General features: G+C 71.2%; 17 protein-coding genes and 1 pseudogene. 7 read left to right on the top strand and 11 right to left on the bottom strand.

Annotation, left to right across the window (positions count from 1 at the left end; translation table 11 throughout):
- The first annotated feature begins 362 nt into the window (after window positions 1–362).
- A complete protein-coding gene (recQ, locus tag AB0I53_RS28080) occupies window positions 363–2,243 on the top strand; it encodes a DNA helicase RecQ (RefSeq protein WP_358609121.1) in 1,881 nt (626 codons plus the stop codon).
- On the opposite strand, the pseudogene AB0I53_RS28075 reads toward recQ, so the two are convergent.
- The 8 genes and pseudogenes from AB0I53_RS28075 to AB0I53_RS28040 form a co-directional block, all read right to left on the bottom strand.
- A pseudogene (locus tag AB0I53_RS28075) lies at window positions 2,217–2,372 on the bottom strand (DUF445 domain-containing protein); the annotation flags it as partial. The gene recQ and the pseudogene AB0I53_RS28075 sit on opposite strands and share 27 nt — an antisense overlap.
- 35 nt (window positions 2,373–2,407) lie before the next feature.
- Window positions 2,408–3,943 (bottom strand): acyl--CoA ligase family protein, encoded by a 1,536-nt coding sequence (locus AB0I53_RS28070; protein ID WP_358609118.1) that lies wholly within the window; start codon window positions 3,941–3,943, stop codon window positions 2,408–2,410.
- 136 nt (window positions 3,944–4,079) lie between these two features.
- Window positions 4,080–4,577 (bottom strand): XdhC family protein, encoded by a 498-nt coding sequence (locus AB0I53_RS28065; RefSeq protein ID WP_358609115.1) that lies wholly within the window; start codon window positions 4,575–4,577, stop codon window positions 4,080–4,082.
- 61 nt (window positions 4,578–4,638) lie between these two features.
- A complete protein-coding gene (locus AB0I53_RS28060) occupies window positions 4,639–5,256 on the bottom strand; it encodes a class I SAM-dependent methyltransferase (protein ID WP_358609112.1) in 618 nt (205 codons plus the stop codon).
- Between the two features lie 92 nt (window positions 5,257–5,348).
- Window positions 5,349–5,612: a hypothetical protein gene (locus AB0I53_RS28055; protein ID WP_358609109.1), complete on the bottom strand. Its 264-nt coding sequence runs from the start codon at window positions 5,610–5,612 to the stop codon at window positions 5,349–5,351.
- Window positions 5,613–5,624: 12 nt separating this feature from the next.
- Entirely contained in the window at window positions 5,625–6,968 is a 1,344-nt protein-coding gene (locus AB0I53_RS28050; RefSeq protein WP_358609106.1) for a TRAP transporter large permease subunit, read from the bottom strand.
- 39 nt (window positions 6,969–7,007) lie between these two features.
- The gene (locus AB0I53_RS28045) at window positions 7,008–7,838 is read right to left on the bottom strand and encodes a CoA ester lyase (protein ID WP_358609103.1); all 831 of its coding nucleotides are present in this window, start codon (window positions 7,836–7,838) and stop codon (window positions 7,008–7,010) included.
- A complete protein-coding gene (locus AB0I53_RS28040; protein WP_358609100.1) occupies window positions 7,835–9,022 on the bottom strand; it encodes a CoA transferase in 1,188 nt (395 codons plus the stop codon). The genes AB0I53_RS28045 and AB0I53_RS28040 overlap by 4 nt, the downstream gene beginning before the upstream one ends.
- Before the next feature lie 127 nt (window positions 9,023–9,149).
- Here AB0I53_RS28040 and AB0I53_RS28035 point away from each other — a divergent pair, with 127 nt between their 5' ends.
- Window positions 9,150–9,791, top strand: coding sequence for a GntR family transcriptional regulator (locus tag AB0I53_RS28035; RefSeq protein WP_358609097.1), 642 nt, complete (start codon window positions 9,150–9,152; stop codon window positions 9,789–9,791).
- On the opposite strand, the gene AB0I53_RS28030 is transcribed toward AB0I53_RS28035, so the two are convergent.
- Complete coding sequence (locus AB0I53_RS28030; RefSeq protein ID WP_358609094.1) at window positions 9,788–11,239, bottom strand: DHA2 family efflux MFS transporter permease subunit; 1,452 nt, start codon at window positions 11,237–11,239, stop codon at window positions 9,788–9,790. The two genes, AB0I53_RS28035 and AB0I53_RS28030, sit on opposite strands and share 4 nt — an antisense overlap.
- An 86-nt stretch (window positions 11,240–11,325) precedes the next feature.
- Between AB0I53_RS28030 and AB0I53_RS28025 the strand changes: the two genes are divergently transcribed.
- Window positions 11,326–11,769, top strand: coding sequence for a MerR family transcriptional regulator (locus AB0I53_RS28025; protein ID WP_358609091.1), 444 nt, complete (start codon window positions 11,326–11,328; stop codon window positions 11,767–11,769).
- On the opposite strand, the gene AB0I53_RS28020 is transcribed toward AB0I53_RS28025, so the two are convergent.
- Window positions 11,766–12,212: an SRPBCC domain-containing protein gene (locus tag AB0I53_RS28020; RefSeq protein WP_358609088.1), complete on the bottom strand. Its 447-nt coding sequence runs from the start codon at window positions 12,210–12,212 to the stop codon at window positions 11,766–11,768. The two genes, AB0I53_RS28025 and AB0I53_RS28020, sit on opposite strands and share 4 nt — an antisense overlap.
- A gap of 199 nt (window positions 12,213–12,411) precedes the next feature.
- Here AB0I53_RS28020 and AB0I53_RS28015 point away from each other — a divergent pair, with 199 nt between their 5' ends.
- Complete coding sequence (locus tag AB0I53_RS28015; RefSeq protein WP_358609085.1) at window positions 12,412–14,898, top strand: ATP-dependent Clp protease ATP-binding subunit; 2,487 nt, start codon at window positions 12,412–12,414, stop codon at window positions 14,896–14,898.
- 96 nt (window positions 14,899–14,994) lie between these two features.
- On the opposite strand, the gene AB0I53_RS28010 is transcribed toward AB0I53_RS28015, so the two are convergent.
- Window positions 14,995–15,360 (bottom strand): arsenate reductase family protein, encoded by a 366-nt coding sequence (locus tag AB0I53_RS28010; protein WP_358609082.1) that lies wholly within the window; start codon window positions 15,358–15,360, stop codon window positions 14,995–14,997.
- A gap of 136 nt (window positions 15,361–15,496) precedes the next feature.
- On the opposite strand from AB0I53_RS28010, the gene AB0I53_RS28005 reads away from it, so the two are divergent.
- The 3 genes from AB0I53_RS28005 to AB0I53_RS27995 all read left to right on the top strand — a co-directional run bounded on the left by AB0I53_RS28005 (window position 15,497) and on the right by AB0I53_RS27995 (window position 18,420).
- Window positions 15,497–15,763: a DUF3040 domain-containing protein gene (locus AB0I53_RS28005; protein ID WP_358609080.1), complete on the top strand. Its 267-nt coding sequence runs from the start codon at window positions 15,497–15,499 to the stop codon at window positions 15,761–15,763.
- A gap of 258 nt (window positions 15,764–16,021) precedes the next feature.
- The gene (locus AB0I53_RS28000) at window positions 16,022–17,032 is read left to right on the top strand and encodes an ABC transporter substrate-binding protein (RefSeq protein ID WP_358609077.1); all 1,011 of its coding nucleotides are present in this window, start codon (window positions 16,022–16,024) and stop codon (window positions 17,030–17,032) included.
- Between the two features lie 245 nt (window positions 17,033–17,277).
- On the top strand, window positions 17,278–18,420 hold the full coding sequence (locus tag AB0I53_RS27995; RefSeq protein ID WP_358609074.1) for an LLM class flavin-dependent oxidoreductase: 1,143 nt from the start codon (window positions 17,278–17,280) through the stop codon (window positions 18,418–18,420).
- The last annotated feature ends 7 nt before the right edge of the window (window positions 18,421–18,427 follow it).

Here is an 18,427-nt window from a genome sequence, read left to right as displayed (position 1 = left end):
GTACGAGATTCAACTATTTCCACGAACGATTCTGCCCTGCGAGTTGTTCCCGCCGAAGGCCCGGCCGACCCGACGGGACGCACATCACAGCCAGGCCGACACACCGCCGCATGTCGGAACGCAGGGGCCCGGGCTCGGTCGTGGGTGCTGCTAGAACTGGCTCGGCTTTGTCTTTGAAGCGGCGCAGCCGCTTAGCCCACCCCCGCAACCGGCACCGCCGCGGGTTCTCAGGGGGCTTCTCGCGAGGACAGCCCCGACGTGGTGAATTGGCATTCATGATGTCGGGGATCCCACAGCGAGAAGACGCCTGAGATTCCGCCACCCGCACCGCCACGCAAAACGAGTCGGAGACAGGATCTAAGATGCGCGCCGTGGCTTCCCCCGGTCTTGAGGTGTCCGACGCCCAGCAAGTTCTGCAGCGCGTGTTCGGCTACGACTCCTTCCGCGGCTCTCAGCAGGAGATCGTCGACCACGTGATCGGCGGTGGCGATGCGCTCGTGCTGATGCCCACCGGTGGTGGCAAGTCGCTGTGCTATCAGATCCCGTCGCTGGTGCGGCCCGGTGTGGGCGTCGTCGTCTCGCCGCTGATCGCCCTGATGCAGGACCAGGTGGACGCGCTCAACGAGCTCGGCGTGCGGGCGGGCTTCCTCAACTCGACGCAGAACTACGAGCAGCGTCGCCAGACCGAGGCCGCGTTCGCCTCCGGCGAGCTCGACCTGCTCTACCTGGCTCCGGAGCGGCTGCGGCTGGATTCGACGCTGGACCTGCTCGACCGCGGCGACGTCTCGGTGTTCGCCATCGACGAGGCGCACTGCGTGGCGCAGTGGGGCCACGACTTCCGCCCCGACTACCTGGCGCTTTCGGTGCTGCACGAGCGCTGGCCCGCGGTGCCGCGCATCGCGCTGACCGCCACCGCCACCCAGGCGACCCGCCGCGAGATCGCCACCCGCCTGGAGCTGACCGCGGCCCGGCACTTCGTCGCCGACTTCGACCGCCCGAACATCCAGTACCGGATCGCGCCGAAGAACGATCCGAAGAAGCAGCTGCTGCAGCTGCTGCGCACCGAGCACGCCGGCGAGGCGGGCATCGTCTACCGGCTCTCCCGCGCCGAGGTGGAGCGGACCGCGGAGTTCCTGGTGGCCAACGGGATCGACGCGCTGCCCTACCACGCCGGCCTGGACAAGGACGTCCGCGCCACGCACCAGGCCCGGTTCCTGCGCGAGGACGGCCTGGTCATGGTCGCCACCATCGCCTTCGGCATGGGCATCGACAAGCCCGACGTGCGCTTCGTCGCGCACCTCGACCTGCCCAAGTCGGTCGAGGGCTACTACCAGGAGACCGGCCGCGCGGGCCGCGACGGGCAGCCGTCCACGGCCTGGATGGCCTACGGCCTGCAGGACGTGGTGCAGCAGCGCAAGCTGATCGAGCTCTCCGAGGGCGACGACGCGCACCGCCGCACGCTGTCCCGGCACCTGGACGCGATGCTGGCGCTGTGCGAGACCGTCGAGTGCCGCCGCACGCAGCTGCTCGCCTACTTCGGCCAGGACGCCCCGAACGCCTGCCAGAACTGCGACACCTGCCTGGCGCCGCCGGAATCGTGGGACGGCACGGTCGCCGCGCAGAAGTTGCTGTCGACCGTGGTGCGGTTGGATCGCGAGCGCAACCAGAAGTTCGGCGCGGGCCAGATCATCGACATCCTGCGCGGCAAGAAGACCACGAAGGTCGAGCAGTTCCGGCACGACTCGCTGAGCGTGTTCGGCATCGGCGTCGACCTGAGCGACAACGAGTGGCGCGGCGTGATCCGCCAGCTGCTGGCCCAGCGCCTGCTCTCCGTGGAAGGCGACTACGGCACGCTGGTGCTCACCGAGTCCAGCAGCGAGGTCCTGCGCCGCGAAGACCCGCGGCAGGTGCTGCTTCGCACCGAACCCAAGCGCGCCGCCGCGTCGACCGCCAAGTCCAAGACGTCCAAGCAGGCCGCGCAGGACATGCCACCGGAGGCGGAGCCGGTCTTCCAGCAGCTCCGGGCCTGGCGCGCGGCCACCGCCCGCGAGGAGAACAAGGCGCCGTTCATCATCTTCCACGACTCGACGCTCCGCCAGATCGCGGCGGCCCAACCGTCCACTCTGGACGAACTGGCGGGGATCAGCGGAGTCGGCGAGCAGAAGCTCGCCAAGTACGGCCAGGCCGTCCTGGAGGCCCTGGCCGGCGAGCCATCCTCAGGAGGCGAGCTGTTCCAGGACTAGGACCTGGGCTTCGCCGACTACGAAGCCCAGGGCTGCTCCGGTGGCGATGAGGATCCACTCCTCCTCGCGGAAGGCGGGGCGCAGCAGTTCCTCGAACCCCTCGGCGTCGAGCTCCTTCATCTTGGCGATCCGCGTGGTCACCCCAGGGCCGGGCCGATGCCGCGTCACGGCCGCCCCGTCCTGGCCCGATCGCGGAGGACGTTCTTCTGCAGCTTGCCGGTGGACGTCTTGGGGAGGTCGCCGAAGATGATCCGCTTCGGCGCCTTGAAGTGCGCGATGCGGGCGCGGACGAAGTCGATCAGGTCGGCCTCGGCGGCGGTCGCCGCTTCGCGCAGCGTCACGTAGGCGACGGGAACCTCGCCCCACTTCGGATCCGGGGCGCCGACGACGGCCGCCTCGAAGACGTCCGGATGCGCGGTGAGCGCGTTCTCCACCTCGATCGACGTGATGTTCTCGCCGCCGGAGATGATCACGTCCTTGATCCGGTCGCGCAGCTCGACGTAGCCGTCCGGATGCCGGACGCCGAGGTCGCCGCTGCGGAACCAGCCGTCCAGGGTGGCCGCGGCGGTCGCCGCCTCGTCGCGGTAGTAGCCGAGCATGACATCGTTGCCGCGCAGCAGGATCTCGCCGGTCGTCCGACCGTCGGCGGGCACGTCGCGGCCCTCCGGGTCGACCACCCGCAGCGGCTCGGCGATCACGTTCGCGATGCCCTGCCGCGCGACCAGCCTGGCCCGCTCGTCGCCGGCCAGCTCGTCCCACTCCGGCTGCCACTCGCACACCACCGCCGGGCCGAAGGTCTCGGTCAGGCCGTAGAGGTGCCGGATGTCGATGCCGAGCTCGGCCATCCGCTCCAGCAGCGCGGGCCACGGCGGCGCGCCGCCGGCGAACACCCGCACCGGCCGGGGCGCCGGGCGCGCGGCCTCGGGATGTTCGGCCAGCATCGCCAGCACGGTCGGCGCGGCGCAGAAGTGCGTGACGCCGTCGGCGCGGATCGCGCGCCAGATCTCGGCGGCATCGACCTTGCGCAGGCAGTGGTGCACCGCGCCGGCCGCCGTCACCGCCCACGGGAAGCACCAGCCGTTGGTGTGGAACATCGGCAGCGTCCACAGGTAGCGCGAGGCCGTGTCGAGCTGCGCGTGGTAGGCCATCGCCAAGGCCTGCAGGTAGGCGCCGCGGTGGTGGTACATCACGCCCTTCGGGCGGCCGGTGGTCCCGCTGGTGTAGTTGATCGACAGCAGCGACCGCTCGTCGGCGACCTCGACCCGGCGCGGTTCCGCCGCGTCGCGGAGCTCGTCGTACCGGTCGGAGTCGATCACCACGAGGTCCGCGCCGGATTCGTCGAGCACTCGCCGGTACTCGGAGTCCACAATGGCCAGCCGCGCGCCGCTGTGCTCCAGGATGTAGCCGATCTCGGGCGCTGCCAGGCGGGTGTTCAGCGCGACCAGCACCGCACCGGCCAGCGGCACCCCGTAGTGCGCCTCCAGCAGCACGTGCGTGTTGGGCGACAGTACGGCGACTCGGTCGCCGGGCCGAACACCTTGCGCGGCAAGCATTCCCGCGAGCCGCTGGGCACGTTCCCAGAACTGCGCGTAGGTGTAGGTCTGCGTTCCGTCGACGACCGCCGGTCGATCCGCGAACACCGCCGCCGCACGCTCCAAAAAGGACACCGGCGACAGTTCCCGAAACGCGATACCGCTCACCACGCCCCCTCCCGGCCACCTCCGGAACACTCGACGCCGGGCCATGAACCGGCGCTGGGTGATCGGAGCATAACCACATCGGCCCGGCAAAAGCGAGAGTCCGTGCACCGCACCCGACCGGAGGCGCCCGGCGGGCTCAGAAGGCGAAGCCGCCGGGCTTGCCGTTGCGGTCGGCCAGCAGGCCCGCGAGGGTCGCGATGGCGATCTCCGGCGGTGTGCGGGAGCCGATGTTCAGGCCGATCGGCCGGTGCACGCGCTCGATCTCGGCATCCGGGACGCCGAGCTCCCGGAGTGCGGCCACGTGCGGCCCCGCGTGGCGCGGGTTGCCCATGATGCCCACCCAGCGGGCTTCGTGCTTCAGCACGTCCCGCAGCAGCGGGCCGAGTTCCGGGCGGTGGTGGTCGGTCACCACGACGTCCGCCTCGGGCCCCAGCTCCGGCACCGCCGGGAGCGCATCCGCCCCGGCCCGCTCGGTGTCCGGTTCGACCAGGATCGTCCGGAAACCGAGGTCCCGGCCGTAGCGCAGCAGGAATTCCGCCACCGGCGAGGCGAAAACCGCCACCAGCACGCGGCCACCGGACGACTCCGACGAGACTTCGCCGTGCGCCACCGCGCACGCAGCATCCTCGGTCATCCACCCAGTGTGCCAGCCGCGCCCGGCCGGGACCACACCCCCAGTTAGTCCACTGTGGAGTTCAGAGCCGGGTGGCGGTGGCCAGCCAGGCCGGCACGTCGACGTGCGCGCCTTCCTCGACGCCGAGCGCCTCGGCCCGCTCGTCCCGCGCGACGCCCCGGTAGCGGGTCAGCCGGACCTCCGCCAACCGCCAGCCCTCGCCGGCGAAGGCCTCGCGGATCACGGACTCGGGGATGCGCGGGCCGAAGCCGGGTTCGACGTCGGCCAGCGCCAGGACATGCACGGTCGCACCCGGCCGGCACACGCCGTGCAGGCTGCGCACGTACTTCGCCCGGTCCTCCGGCCCGAACACGTGGAACAGCGCGCTGTCCACGACGGTGTCGTACGGTCCGCCGGTCAGCTGCAGCGCATCGGCGACGTCGAAGCGGGCGGTGACGTGCTGCGCGGCGGCGTTGGCCCGGGCCTGCTCGATCGCCGGACGCGAGAAGTCCACGCCGCGGACGTCGTAGCCCAGCTTGGCGAGCAGGATCGTGTGCTCACCCGCGCCGCAGCCGGGATCGAGCACCGCGCCGCGGATGCCACCGGCCGCCTCCAGCTCGACGATGGCCGGCTGCGGCTCGCCGATCACCCACGGAGCGCTGTTCTCCTCGTAAGCGGAGTCGAACACCGAACGATCCACCGAAGCCTCCATGCCACACCCCTCCAAAGCCGTCGATCTGCCGACCACAGCTTCGAACTTCGACCACGCTGGAAGTCAATCCCCTCGCCCGTTCAGTCCTCCCCCGCGCTCTGCCACTCGAAGAGGTAGGACATGGCGAAGCCGAGCAGGCCGGTGACTCCGGCGGCGACGGTCATCGCCTTTCCGAGGCCGTCCACGACGCCGGAGACGAGTCCGGCGTTCGCGGTGACCACGCCGATGGCCTGCGCACCGACGACGATGATGCCGAGCAGCAGGAAGACCGCGAGGCCGAGCTTGAACAGCGTCATGGCGATCCGGCGGATCAGATTCCCGGCGGACGAGGTGTCGGAGGGCATGGAGGCACCTTTCTAGACGAACAGCGGCAGCACGCCGGTGGCGATGAGGACGCCGATGACCAACGTCGGGATCACGAACCAGAGGATCAGCCGGACGAACGTGCGCGCCGGGTCGACGCCGGCGATGCCGCTGGCGATGTAGATCGGGGCCGCGCCGGGCGGCGAGGCGCCCTCGGTCGAGGCGAAGATCAGGATCACCGTCGCCGCCACGGCAGGCGCGACGCCGGCGTTGGTCAGCGCGCTGAACGCGACGCCGCCGATCGCGGCGATCGTGGCGCTGCCGGTCAGCGGCGCGGCGATGATCACGATCAGCACGCCGACCAGCGAAGCGATCACCCACACCGGCGCGTCGATGCCGTTCATGATCGCGGTGAGCTGGTCCACCAGGCCGAGCTCGCCGAGGCTGCCCGCGGCGGCGAAGGCGAAGAACAGCGTCGCGCCGATGACCGCGTAGCGCGGCGCCATGTCGCCGAGCACCTCGTTCCAGCCGCGCGCCGTGCGCGGCAGCCGCTTCCAGCCGACCAGCAGCGTCGCGACGATGGTCAGCACCGGGATCCAGACCACGATGCTGATGTCGTCGGCCGCCTCGCCGAGCCGCGCCTCCAGGAACTTCGCGCCGATGTCCAGCGTCATCAGCACCGGGATCGCGATGCCGAGGTAGACCAGCAGCGACCCGGCGCCCTGGCGCAGCGCGACGCGGAACGGCGCGATGTCCGCCGCGTCCATGGCCTGAACCTGGTAGCGGCGCACCCAGATGAACACCACGACGAAGCGGTGCAGCACCGTCCACAAGCCGCCGACGAAGGCCGCCACGATCAGCTGGTCGGCGGTGAGGACCGGCGCCACGGCGGCCGAGCCCAGCAGCAGGAACATCGACGAGCTCGGCGGGATCGAGATGCCCAGCCCCGCATTCCCGGCGACCAGGGAGGCGGCCAGGTCCGGTCGCCAGTTGGAGCGGATCATCCAGGGAATGGTGACCGAGCCGACCGAGGCGGCGATGCCGGAACCCGACCCGGCCGGGCCGCCGAGCAGCGCGGCGGTCGAGGTCGACACGTACGCCGAGCCGCCGCGCAGCCTGCCGAACACCGAGTTCAGCAGGGCGACCTGGCGGTCGATGAGGCCGAGCCGCGTCATCAGGTAGCCCATCAGGACGAACGCGAGCGCGGCGAAGACCACTTCCTCGGACATCGCCTCGTCGAGCCCGGCCCGGGCCAGCTCCAGCGCGTCACCGCCGCCGAAGAGGCAGACCACCGCGAATCCGATGAGCATCGCCTCGCCGATGTTGCGCTTCAGCACGGCGTTCCAGACGACGATCACGCCGATGTAGCAGACGAGTGCCCAAATTGCTACGCCCACAACGAGATCTCCTTTGATCGTGGAGCGTTTCGGTTTGTGTTATGCGATTTCCGCGGCCAGCGCGAGGACTCGGCGGGCCTTGGCGACGATCGGCGCGTCGACGAAGCGGCCGTCCGGCAGGACGAGCGCGCCGACGCCGTCGAGTTCGGCCCGGTCGGCGGCCTCGACCACCGCACGGGCCCGGGACACCTCCGCCTCGGTGGGCCGGAAAGCCTCGCGGATCAACGGGATCTGCCGCGGGTGGATGGCCGTTCGGCCGAACATGCCGAGGTTCCGCCCGCGCCGGCACGAGTCGAGCAGCCCCGCCTCGTCGCGGACGTTGGCGAACACCGACATCGGCACCGGCCCGATGCCCGCCGCGGCCGCGGCGACCACCGCTTGCAGCCGCAGGTGGTCCAGGGCGGCCTCGCCGACGGACAGCTCGGCGGCGAGGTCCTGCTCCCCCAGCGCGATCCCGGCGGCGCGCGGATGCGCGGCGATGGCGTGCACGTTCGCCATGCCGCGCGCCGATTCCAGCAGCGCGAACGCGGGCATCGGCCGGTCGGCGAAGACCTCGTCGAGCGCGTCGAGATCGGCCGGCGACTCCATCTTCGGCAGCCGCACCGCGGCCAGCCCCGGCGCCTCTGCGAACGCCGCCAGGTCGTCCTGGCCGCGCCGGGTCGCGAGGTCGTTGATCCGCACGTGCACCGCCGGGCCGCCGCGGGCCTCGGACAGGTAGGCCGCGGCGTCGGCCCGCGCGCGGTCCTTCCGGCTGGCGTCGACGGCGTCTTCGAGGTCGATGATCACCACGTCCGCGCCGCTGGTCGCGGCCTTGTCGAAGCGGTCGGGGCGGTCTCCTGGCACGTACAGCCAGCTGATCGGGACGGTCATGCGACGACTCCCGCCCGGCGCAGCTCATCGATCTCTTCCGCGGTGCAACCGAATTCGGTGAGCACCTCGTCGGTGTGCCGGCCCATCGGCGGGCCGGGCCAGCGCACCTCGCCCGGCGTATCGGAGAGCCGGAACAGCACGTTCTGCACGGTCACGCTGCCGAGTTCCTCGTCCGGCACGTCGACGAAGGTGCCCAGCGCGGCGTACTGCGGGTCCTTCGCGATGTCGGCCACGTCGTAGATCGGCGCGATCGCGGCCTGCGCCTCGGCGAAGGCCGCCATCACCTCGTCGGCGTCGCGCTCGGCGATCCAGCTCGCGACCGCCTCGTCCAGTTCGTCGACGTGCGCCACCCGCCCGGCGCCGGTGGCGAACCACGGTTCGGCGGCCAGTTCGGGCCGCCCCACCAGCGTCATGACCCGTTCCGCGATCGACTGGGCGCTGGTGGAGATCGCGAGCCAGCGGCCGTCCCGGGTGCGGTAGGTGTTGCGCGGGGCGTTGCTGTTCGAACGGTTCCCGGTGCGCTGCGGGATCACGCCGAGCGCCCGGTAGGCGGTCATCTGCGGGCCGAGCAGCCCCAGGATGGGCTCGATGATCGCCATGTCGATGACCTGACCGCGCCCGCTGTCCTCCCGGGCCCGGACGGCGACCATGATCGCGTACGCCATCGCCAGCCCGGCGATGCCGTCGGCCAGCGCCAACGGCGGCAGCACCGGCGGGCCGTCGGGTTCGCCGGTGCTGGCGGCGAACCCGCTCATCGCCTCGGCGAGGGTGCCGAAGCCGGGCTGCGCGGCCATCGGGCCGAACTGCCCGAAGCCCGTCATCCGGGCCACGATCAGCCGCGGGTTGATCTCCAGCAGGTCGGCAGGCGCCAGGTTCCAGCGCTCCAGCGTGCCGGGGCGGAAGTTCTCGATCAGCACGTCCGAGGACGCCACCAGCCGCCGCAGCACGTCTTGCCCCTCGGCCTGGGACAGGTCGAGGGCGGCGGCGCGCTTGTTCCGCGAGAGCGTCTTCCACCACAGCCCGACGCCGTCCTTCGACGCTCCGTGACCGCGCGAGGGGTCGCCCCGCCGCGGGTGCTCGATCTTGATCACGTCGGCGCCGAAGTCGCCGAGCAGCATCGCCGCGGACGGTCCGGCGAAGAGCGTGGCGGCGTCGATCACCCGAAGCCCGGTAAGACTGGTCATGGCGAGATAACTTATAAGATGTAACTTGTAAGTCAATAGCGATCTTCGGCCGCGTTGGCGATGCGGGATACTCGACGCAGATCGACTAGCCGAAGGACTGGGGATGTCAGGGCCGAACCGGCCGCCTATGAGCAAGGCGGACTACGTCTACAGCGTGCTGCTGCAAGAGATCCGCAGCGCGCAGATCCCCGGCGGCACCCAGCTGAAGGCCGCTCCGCTCGCCCAGCGGCTGGGCGTGTCGATCACCCCGGTCCGGGAGGCCCTGCGGCGCCTGGAGAACGATCGCCTGGTCAGCTACCAGAGCCACCACGGCGCGACCGTGATCGACCTCAGCGACGACGCCCTGTTCGAGTACTACAACGTCCGGGCCGTGGTCGAGGGTCTTGGCGCCCGGCTGGCCGCCGACCGGATCACCCCGGAACAGCTCGCCCGGCTCCGGGAACGGCACGAGGCGATGGTCCGCGATGCGGCCGAGGGCGACCGGGACCGGCTCGGCGAGCGGAGCCAGGAACTGCACCTGGCGATCGCCGACATCGGCGGGCCTGCCTTCCTCGGCAAGCACGCCCGCGCGGTCCGCAACAGCTATCCGGTGCCGACCGACGCGTCGCTCTGGCTCGACGCGGAGCACACCCAACGCCACCTGAACGCCCACGCCGAGCTCCTCGACGCCCTGGAAGCCGGAGACGGCGCGACGGCGGAGCGGATCATGATCGACCACGTCCGATCCGCCGGCACCTACCGCGTCGGCCAGCGCAACGCCGAGCACTAGTCCCGCCCCGCCGGGACCGTGGTCTCCGGCGCGGTCTCCGGTGACTTCGTGCCCGGCGGGGCCGCGACGAGCGCCGCGACCAGCAGCGTCGCCACGCCCGCGACCACCAGGCTCAGATGCAGGCCGGCGGTGAAACCGGCGCCGAACAGGCCGTCGGCGCCACCGCTGGCCATGGCCCGCTGCGCGGTCGGCACGCCGATGTCATCGGCCAGCACCGCGACGCCTCGGGCGGTGACGAGCATGCCGAGGACAGCGATGCCCAGGGCGGCGCCCGCCTGGCGCAGCGCGTTGACCACCGCTGCCGCGATGCCCGAGCGGTGCCGGGCGACGGCCGACATGGCGGCCGCGTTGGTGGCGGCGATCGCCAGCCCCATCCCACTGCCCAACACCGCGAACAGCACGCCGATGACCAGGTACGACGTGTCCGGGCGGAAGACGAGCATGGCCAGCAGCGCGGCACCGATGACGGTGTAGCCGACGACCATGGGAACCCGGTGCCCGCGGCGGCCCACCCACCTGCCGGACACGACCGTGCCCAGCGCGATCGCCAGCGAGTACGGCACGAACTGCAACCCGGCCGCGGTGGCGTCGGCGCCCTGCACCTGCTGCAGGAAGAGGGAGAAGAGGTAGAAGCAGCCGTAGGACCCGAAGCCCAGGACGAACGAGGCCGCGGCGGTGACGGCGAACTGCCGCTGCCGGAACAGCCCGACCGGCAGCATCGGATTCGGGCCGCGGACCTCCACGACGATGAACGCCGCGAGGCAGCCGAGCCCCAGCAGCAGCGGCAGCAGGACTTCGGCGGAAGCCCAGGACGCCTGCGCGCTCTCGATCACCGCGTAGGTCAGGCCCGCGAGGCCGAACACGGCCAGCACCTGGCCGAGCGGGTCGGTGGCCGCGTGCTCGGGGCTGGCCGATTCCCGGATGCCGCGCAACCCCAGCACCAGCGCGACCACGGCCAGCGGCAGGTTGATCAGGAACAGCGCGGGCCAGCCGAAGCGGTCGGTGAGCAGCCCGCCCACCAGCGGGCCCAGCACCGACGCCAAACCGCTGAAACCGCCCCAGATCCCGATCATGCGCGCCCGAGCGGCCGGGTCCGGGTAGGCGTGGGTCAGCAGCGACAGCGCACCCGGTGTCAGCACGGACGCTCCCGCGCCCTGCACCAACCTGCCCACGATCAGCAGTTCGATCGTCGGGGCGAACGCGCACCAGGCCGACCCGGCGGTGAAGATGCCCAAGCCGACGAGGAAGACCTTCTTGCGGCCGAACCTGTCCCCCAGCGCGCCGCCGGTGAGCATGAACGCCGACAGGCACAACGTGTAGCCGTCGACGACCCACTGGGCGCCGGTCGCCGTCGCACCCAGTCCCGCCTGGATCGCGGGCAGCGCGACGTTGACGATGCTCATGTCGAGCAATGCCATGAACGTCGCGAGAAAAACCGACGTGAGCAACCTGGAACCTCCCGTTGATCGGCGGGCGTGCGCCCGCCGGGAAGATCACGATGCGTGCTCAAGTCGGCTTGAGGTCAAATGGTCGGGTGAGCGAGGACCTGACTCCCATCGGAGTGGCCGCCGAGCGGTGCGGGCTGGCGGTGTCGGCACTGCGCTATTGGGAGGAACGCGGCCTGATCCGTTCGGTGCGCAACGGTTCCGGGCACCGCTGCTACGACGCGGGCCAGCTGCGCCGCATCGCGCTGGTCCGGATCCTGCGGGACACCTGCATGCTCCGGCTCGACGAGATCGCGGTGATCCTGCACGGCAATGCGCCCGAACGGCGCTGGCAGGAGGTCGTGGAGCAGCGGATGGCCGCGATCCGCGCCGAGCAGGAGCGGCTGGCCAAGGCCGAACGGTGCCTGGGGCCGTTCCTGACCTGCACCCGGGATCATCCGGCCGAGGAATGCCCGTGCCTGCGCGACGAGATCGACCGGCAGCTCGACGAGGGCGCCTGGACGTCCGATCCACTGTGGACCGATATCGCCTAGGCGGAGTTCCCGCTCGTCCCGGCGAGGAATGCGATCAACTGGTCCAGGCCCGCTCGCCAGCCCGGTTCGACCGCGGTGGCGAAGTCGCGGTCGGCGACGATGTTGGTGAAGATCAACCGGCAGCCGTCCGGGCCGTCCGCCGCCAGCTCCCAGCGCAGGACCTCCGCATCCCAGGTGTGCTCCAGCAGGTTCGGCGGATCGAACCGGGTGGTCCGCCCCTTCCCCTCCGGCAGGTCGTGCTCCTCCTTCGGCACGAAGGCCAGCGCCGTGCCGGCGGCGAAGTCCAAGCGGCTCCGGTCGTAGTCGAGGATCTCCACGAACCATGCCCGCAGCTGCGCCGGATCAGTGATCGCCCGCCACACCTTCTCCCGCGGATGCGCGAGCCGGCGCTCGAAGCGCAGCTCGTACCGGCCGTCGTCGAGCTGCCGCAATTCGTCGTTCATCCGTCCCCCATCAGTGCATATTCCGTCGGATAAATATTCCCATCGAACCATATTGGCCGCGGACCGCTGCGGCAAGTGGTGACGCGCGCCACTTGTGGGACTGGTTGGAATTACCCGGACCAGACTGACGTTGGTTGATAGCAACGGACTCAAGTAGATGGCGGCGGAAGCCAGCAACACCGTCGCGAGGAGGTTAGGAATGGCGACGTTCTTCGGACCGTCAGGCGGCCCGTTCGACGAGTACTTCGCGCGCTTCTTCGGTGCCGACGACGCCGCGCCCGGCTCGCGCCGGATCGACATCACCGAGCTGATGACCGAGCAGGCGCAACAGCTGCTGGGCGGGGCCGCGCGCTTCGCCCGCGACCGCGGGCAGACCGACCTGGACGCGCTGCACCTGCTGTGGTCGGCCGCGCACGAGACCCCGACGCGCGAACAGTTGACGCAGGTCGGCGTGGACGCCGACGCCCTCGCCGCGCAGATCGAGGAGCACCTCCCGGCTGCCGGTGAGGCCACCGGCGACCGGCCGGTGACGCTGACGCTGGCGGCCCGGACGGTGCTCGCCGACGCGCACCGGGTGGCCCGCGCGCTCGGCTCCACCTACATCGGCCCGCACCACGTCCTGCTCGCCATGTCGGCGAGCCCGGATTCGGAAACCGGGCGGCTGCTCGGCTCCGCCGGCGCCGGGCCCGAGGAGTTGCGCGCCGCGAGCCAGCGCCCCCGCGCCGAGCAGGAGGCGCCGCGCAAGGACAGCGACACGCCCACGCTCGACCAGTACGGCCGGGACCTCACCGCCCGCGCCCGCGACGGCGAGCTGGACCCGGTGATCGGCCGCGCCGACGAGATCGAGCAGACCGTCGAGATCCTGTCCCGGCGCACCAAGAACAACCCGGTGCTCATCGGCGAGGCGGGCGTCGGCAAGACCGCGATCGTCGAGGGCCTGGCCCAGCGCATCGCCGCCGGGAACGTGCCGCGGGTGCTGACCGGCAAGCGGGTGATCCAGCTGGACCTGTCCGGGATGCTGGCCGGCACCCGGTACCGCGGCGACTTCGAGGAGCGGATGACCAAGGTCATCGACGAGATCTCGCAGCACCGCGGCGAGCTGATCGTGTTCATCGACGAGCTGCACACCGTTGTCGGCGCCGGTGGTGCCGAGGGCGCGATGGACGCCGGCAACATGCTCAAGCCCCGACTGGCCCGCGGCGAACTGCACGTGGTCGGCGCGACGACGCTGGACGAGTACCGCAAGCACATCGAGAAGGACCCGGCCCTGGAACGCCGCTTCCAGCCGGTCCAGGTGCCGGAACCGAGCGTGCCGGACACCGTCTCGATCCTGCAGGGCCTGCGCGAGCACTACGAGGCGCACCACCAGGTCCGCTACACCGAAGACGCGGTGGAGGCCGCGGCCCGGCTGTCCGACCAGTACATCAACGACCGGTTCCTGCCGGACAAGGCGATCGACCTGATCGACCAGGCCGGCGCGCGCAAGCGGCTGTCGGCGGCGCCGGACGGCGCCGAGCTGCGCAGCCGCATCGAGCGGCTGGAGCAGGAGAAGGACGCGGCGGTCGCCGCGGAGGACTACGAGCGGGCGTCGGCGTTGCGCGACGAGATCGGCAAGGCGCAGGGCGAGCTCGGCGACGCCGGCGAAACCGGTGTCCTGGAGGTCACGGCCGAGGACATCGCCGAGGTCGTCGCGCGGGCGACCGGTGTGCCGGTCAGCCGCCTGACCGCCGCCGAGAAGGTCCGGCTGCAAGGGCTGGAGCAGGAGCTGCACCAGCGCGTGGTCGGCCAGGACGACGCGGTGCGGGCGCTGGCCCGCGCGGTGCGGCGGTCGCGCAGCGGGCTGGGCGACCCCGACCGGCCGGTCGGCAGCTTCCTGTTCCTCGGCCCGACCGGCGTCGGCAAGACCGAGCTGGCCAAGGCGCTGGCCGAGTCGCTGTTCGGCGACGAGCAGCGGATGGTGCGGCTGGACATGAGCGAGTTCCAGGAGCGGCACACCGCCAGCCGGCTCGTCGGCGCACCGCCCGGCTATGTCGGGCACGGCGAGGCCGGTGAGCTGACCGAGGCGGTGCGGCGGCACCCGTACTCGGTGATCCTGCTGGACGAGGTCGAGAAGGCGCACCCGGACGTGTTCAACACGCTGCTGCAGGTGCTCGACGACGGCCGGTTGACCGATGGTCAGGGCCGCACCGTCGACTTCACCAACACGGTGTTGATCATGACGAGCAACCTCGGCTCGGAGGTCGTCTCCAGCGCGGGCGGCAAGATCGGCTTCACCGCCTCGGACGCCGACCCGGCGCTGGACGAGCGGATCATGCCGCGGCTGCGCGAGGCGTTCCGACCGGAATTCCTCAACCGCATCAACGAGATCGTGGTCTTCAAGCGGCTCGACGGCGAGCAGCTGCACACGATCACCCGGATGCTGCTGGAGCAGACCGTGCGCCGGCTGCGGGCGATGGGCATCGGCGTCGAGTTCGACGCGGCGGCGGTGTCCTGGATCGCCGAGCGCGGCTACCGGCCCGAGTTCGGGGCCCGGCCGTTGCGGCGGGCGATCGAGCGGGAGGTCGACGACCGGATCAGCGACCTGATCCTGGACGGCGAACTGGCCGAGGGAGCCCGGCTGCGGGTGTCCGCGGCCGACGGCGAGCTGGCCTTCCAGATCGGCGAGCCGGCCGCGGCGGCGGCCTGATCAACCGAAACGGGGGCGGGCGCGATGAGCGTCCGCCCCCGTTCTCGTGCGCGCTGAACGCATCCGGCGGGAAGAACCGACCGTTTTCCTCGCCGGTCAGTCAGTTTCCGGCAGCACCGACCGCACGGCTTCCGGCGTCCGGGCGACGACCGTGGTGCCGTCGTCGGCCGTGATGATCGGGCGCTGGATGAGCTTCGGGTTCGCCACCAGCGCTTCGATCCACCGATCCCGGGTCGACGGCTCCCGGTCCCAGGTCTTCAGGCCGAGCTCCTTCGCCACCGGCTCGGCCGTCCTGGCGATGTCCCACGGCTCCAGCCCGAGCCGATCCAGCACCTCGGCCAGTTCCGCGGCCGTCGGCGGGTCCTCCAGGTAGCGGCGCACGGTGTAATCCGCGCCCGCCTCGTCCAGCAGCGACACCGCCGAACGGCATTTCGAACACGCCGGATTGACCCAGATCTCCATCGGAAAACTCCCTGCCGCGACGACTGCGGACACAGGCTAACCGCACGGCCGAGCACACGTGCCGATGGACCCTTCACAGCGGGAGACATCGTTGCAATACTTGTTCAACGAGGCGGATGAACCGTTGGAGGTGGCCATGCTGCCGAGGGATGAACGGCGCCGCCTGAGGGAGATCGAGCAACAGCTCAGCGGCGAGGACCCCAAGTTGGCCCGCCGGTTGACCGAAACCAGCACGTGGCGGCGGATCTGGGCGGTCACGTCGCCGCAGACGGCGCTGGCGTTCTTCGCCGCCGTTGTCGCGGTGCTGTGCCTCTTCCTCGGCGAGGGCGGTGGCGTGCTGTCCGCCGGCGCACTCGCCGCGATCGTGTTCATCTCCCGCAACTGGGAGATCCGCCTCGACTGACCGCGGATCAGGCCGGGCGTTCTCGATCTGTGGGAGCCTCCCGCTCGTCGTTGACGCTCCGCCGGGCGGCTGAAAGCATCGTGCCCATGCCCGGACGCATCGCGTTGACCTGGCGCCTGCACGTCGATCTGCGACGGCAGGCCAGTTCCGCATGTCGTTCCTGCTGACCACTTCGCGCTGATCCTCGCCCTTCCCGGGCCGCTTCGTGCTGCCCGCCGATGGCGTGCCACTTTCCCCGCAACGATGGAGCAATCGACCGTGCGTCGTCGTGAATTCCTTGCTGCCCTTGCTCTTTCCGCCACCTCTGCCGGGCTGCTCAGCGCCTGCGCGAGCGGCCGCGGCGACCCGGCTCAGGCGCCGGTGCCCGCGCCGGTCGACGCCGCGCAGCTGTCGCGGGTGACCCTGCGCGTCGGCGACCAGAAGGGAAATTCGCGTTCCCTGCTGCGGTCGGCCGGCTTGGACGACTTCCCGTACACGGTGCAGTGGGCGACCTTCCCGTCCGGCCCGCCGCTGCTGGAAGCCGCGTCGGCGGACGCGATCGACCTCGGCGCCGTCGGCAACACGCCGCCGCTGTTCGCCGCCGCGGCCGGGGCGAAGCTCAAGATCATCGCCGCGTCCAAGGGCAACGTCGCCAGCGACGCGCTGGTGGTGCTGCCGGACTCGCCGCTGCGCGGCCGCGATCAGCTCCGGGGCCGCAAGATCGCGGTCGCCAAGGGAAGTTCGGCGCACGGCCAGATCCTCCTGACGCTGCGCACCGCCGGGCTCACGCCCGACGACGTCGAGCTGGTGTTCCTGCAGCCCTCCGACGCGCTCGGCGCGTTCAAGCAGGGCTCCGTGGACGCGTGGGCGATCTGGGACCCGTACTTCTCGCAGATCCAGCTGGAATCGGGCGCCAGGGCGATCGCCGACGGGCAGGGCACCGCCAACGGCCTGAGCTTCCAGGTCGCGGGAACGGCCGCGCTGGCCGATGCGGGCCGCAACACCGCCATCGCCGACTACCTGGTGCGGCTGGCCAAGGCGCAGCGCTTCGCCGACGGAAACCGCGAACGGCGCGCGCAGGCCTGGTCCGATGACACCGGGCTGCCGATCGAGGTGACCCGGCGCGCCACCGGGCTGGGGCCGGACCTGCCGGTCGCGCTGGACGACGCGGTGATCCGCTCGGAGCAGGAACTCGCGGACGCGTTCGTGGCGGCAAAGGAGATCCCGCGCCGGTTCGAGTTCGCCGAGTTCGTCGACACCAGGTTCGCCGCCCAACTCGCCACCGCCTGACCTGTCTCCGAACTCATCTTGCGTGGCGGTGCGGGTGGCGGCCCCCCTGCGGGAGTTACGGCCGCCGCCTGGACTGTGGGAGCCCCGACTTACGTATGTCCAATACGCGGCATCGGGACTGTCCTCGCCAAGAACCCCGGCGGGGTGGGCACTGTCTGAGAACCCGCAGCGGTGCAAGCGGCGTAGGTGAGCTAAGCGGCTGCGCCGCTTCAAGAACAAAGAAGAAACCCCCGGGAGAACAACGCATGAGTGTCACCACGCACTGGTTCCTGCCCGCCCACGGCGACGGCCGGTCCATCGTGGACCGTCCGCACGTCACGCCGTCCGGCGCCGACACGCCGCGCCGCCCGGACATCGACTACCTGGCGCAGGTCGCGCAGGCCGCCGAGCACCTCGGCTTCACCGGGATGCTCACCCCAACCGGCAGCTGGTGCCAGGACGCCTGGGTCACCACCGCGGCGCTGCTGGCCCGCACCCGGCGCATCAAGTTCCTGGTGGCGTTCCGGCCCGGTTCGCTGACCCCGACCCTGGCCGCCCAGCTCGCCGCCACCTACCAGCGAGTCTCGGGTGGGCGGCTGCTGCTGAACATCGTCACCGGTGGCGAATCCGTCGAGCAGCAGCGCTTCGGCGACTGGCTGGACCACGACCAGCGCTACGCGCGCACCGACGAGTTCCTCGCCGTGCTGCGCGGCATCTTCGCCGGCGAGCCGTTCGACTTCGACGGCGAGCACTACCAGATCCGCGGCGCGACCGCGTTCGAGGCGCCGGACCCGCAGCCGCCGCTGTACTTCGGCGGCTCCTCCGACGCCGCCCTGCCGGTGGCCGCGCGCCGCGCGGACGTGCACTTGACCTGGGGCGAGCCGCCGGGCACGGTGGCGCAGAAGGTGCAGCGGTTGCGCGAACTCGCCGCCGAGGAGGGCCGCACCCTGCGGTTCGGCATCCGCGCGCACATCATCACCCGGGACACCAGCGCCGAGGCCTGGGCAACCGCGCAGAAGTTCGTCGACCAGATGGATCCCGCCGACGTGGCCGCCTCCCAGGCGAAGTTCGCGGCCACCGAATCCACCGGCCAGCGCAACATGGCCGCCCTGCACGGCGGCGTGCTGCGCAGCGACGCGCGGGACCTGGAGATCCACCCGGGGCTGTGGGCCGGCGTGGGGCTGCTGCGCGGCGGCGCGGGCACCGCGTTCGTCGGCAGCCACACCGAGGTCGCGGACCTGATCGAGGAGTACCACGCGGTGGGCATCGAGGAGTTCGTGCTCTCCGGCTACCCGCACCTGGAAGAGGCCTACTGGTTCGGTGAGGGCGTGCACCCGGAGCTGGCCCGCCGCGGCCTGCTCGCACCTGTCGAGGCCCCGGCGCCCGAGCTGGTGGCCGCAGGCCGGTGAGCGGCCG

The sequence above is a fragment of the Saccharopolyspora sp. NPDC050389 genome (genome assembly GCF_040655595.1).
Classification (GTDB): Bacteria; Actinomycetota; Actinomycetes; order Mycobacteriales; family Pseudonocardiaceae; genus Saccharopolyspora.
This window is presented reverse-complemented; position numbering and strand designations above follow the sequence as displayed.

Excerpts from the sequence above, each read along its gene's own strand:
- recQ (WP_358609121.1), top strand. The coding sequence starts at position 363 with ATGCGCGCCGTGGCTTCCCCCGGTCTTGAGGTGTCCGACGCCCAGCAA.
- AB0I53_RS28065 (WP_358609115.1), bottom strand. The coding sequence starts at position 4,577 with ATGACCGAGGATGCTGCGTGCGCGGTGGCGCACGGCGAAGTCTCGTCG.
- AB0I53_RS28055 (WP_358609109.1), bottom strand. The coding sequence starts at position 5,612 with ATGCCCTCCGACACCTCGTCCGCCGGGAATCTGATCCGCCGGATCGCC.
- AB0I53_RS28045 (WP_358609103.1), bottom strand. The coding sequence starts at position 7,838 with ATGACCGTCCCGATCAGCTGGCTGTACGTGCCAGGAGACCGCCCCGAC.
- AB0I53_RS28040 (WP_358609100.1), bottom strand. The coding sequence starts at position 9,022 with ATGACCAGTCTTACCGGGCTTCGGGTGATCGACGCCGCCACGCTCTTC.
- AB0I53_RS28035 (WP_358609097.1), top strand. The coding sequence starts at position 9,150 with ATGAGCAAGGCGGACTACGTCTACAGCGTGCTGCTGCAAGAGATCCGC.
- AB0I53_RS28020 (WP_358609088.1), bottom strand. The coding sequence starts at position 12,212 with ATGAACGACGAATTGCGGCAGCTCGACGACGGCCGGTACGAGCTGCGC.
- AB0I53_RS28015 (WP_358609085.1), top strand. The coding sequence starts at position 12,412 with ATGGCGACGTTCTTCGGACCGTCAGGCGGCCCGTTCGACGAGTACTTC.
- AB0I53_RS28010 (WP_358609082.1), bottom strand. The coding sequence starts at position 15,360 with ATGGAGATCTGGGTCAATCCGGCGTGTTCGAAATGCCGTTCGGCGGTG.
- AB0I53_RS28005 (WP_358609080.1), top strand. The coding sequence starts at position 15,497 with ATGCTGCCGAGGGATGAACGGCGCCGCCTGAGGGAGATCGAGCAACAG.
- AB0I53_RS27995 (WP_358609074.1), top strand. The coding sequence starts at position 17,278 with ATGAGTGTCACCACGCACTGGTTCCTGCCCGCCCACGGCGACGGCCGG.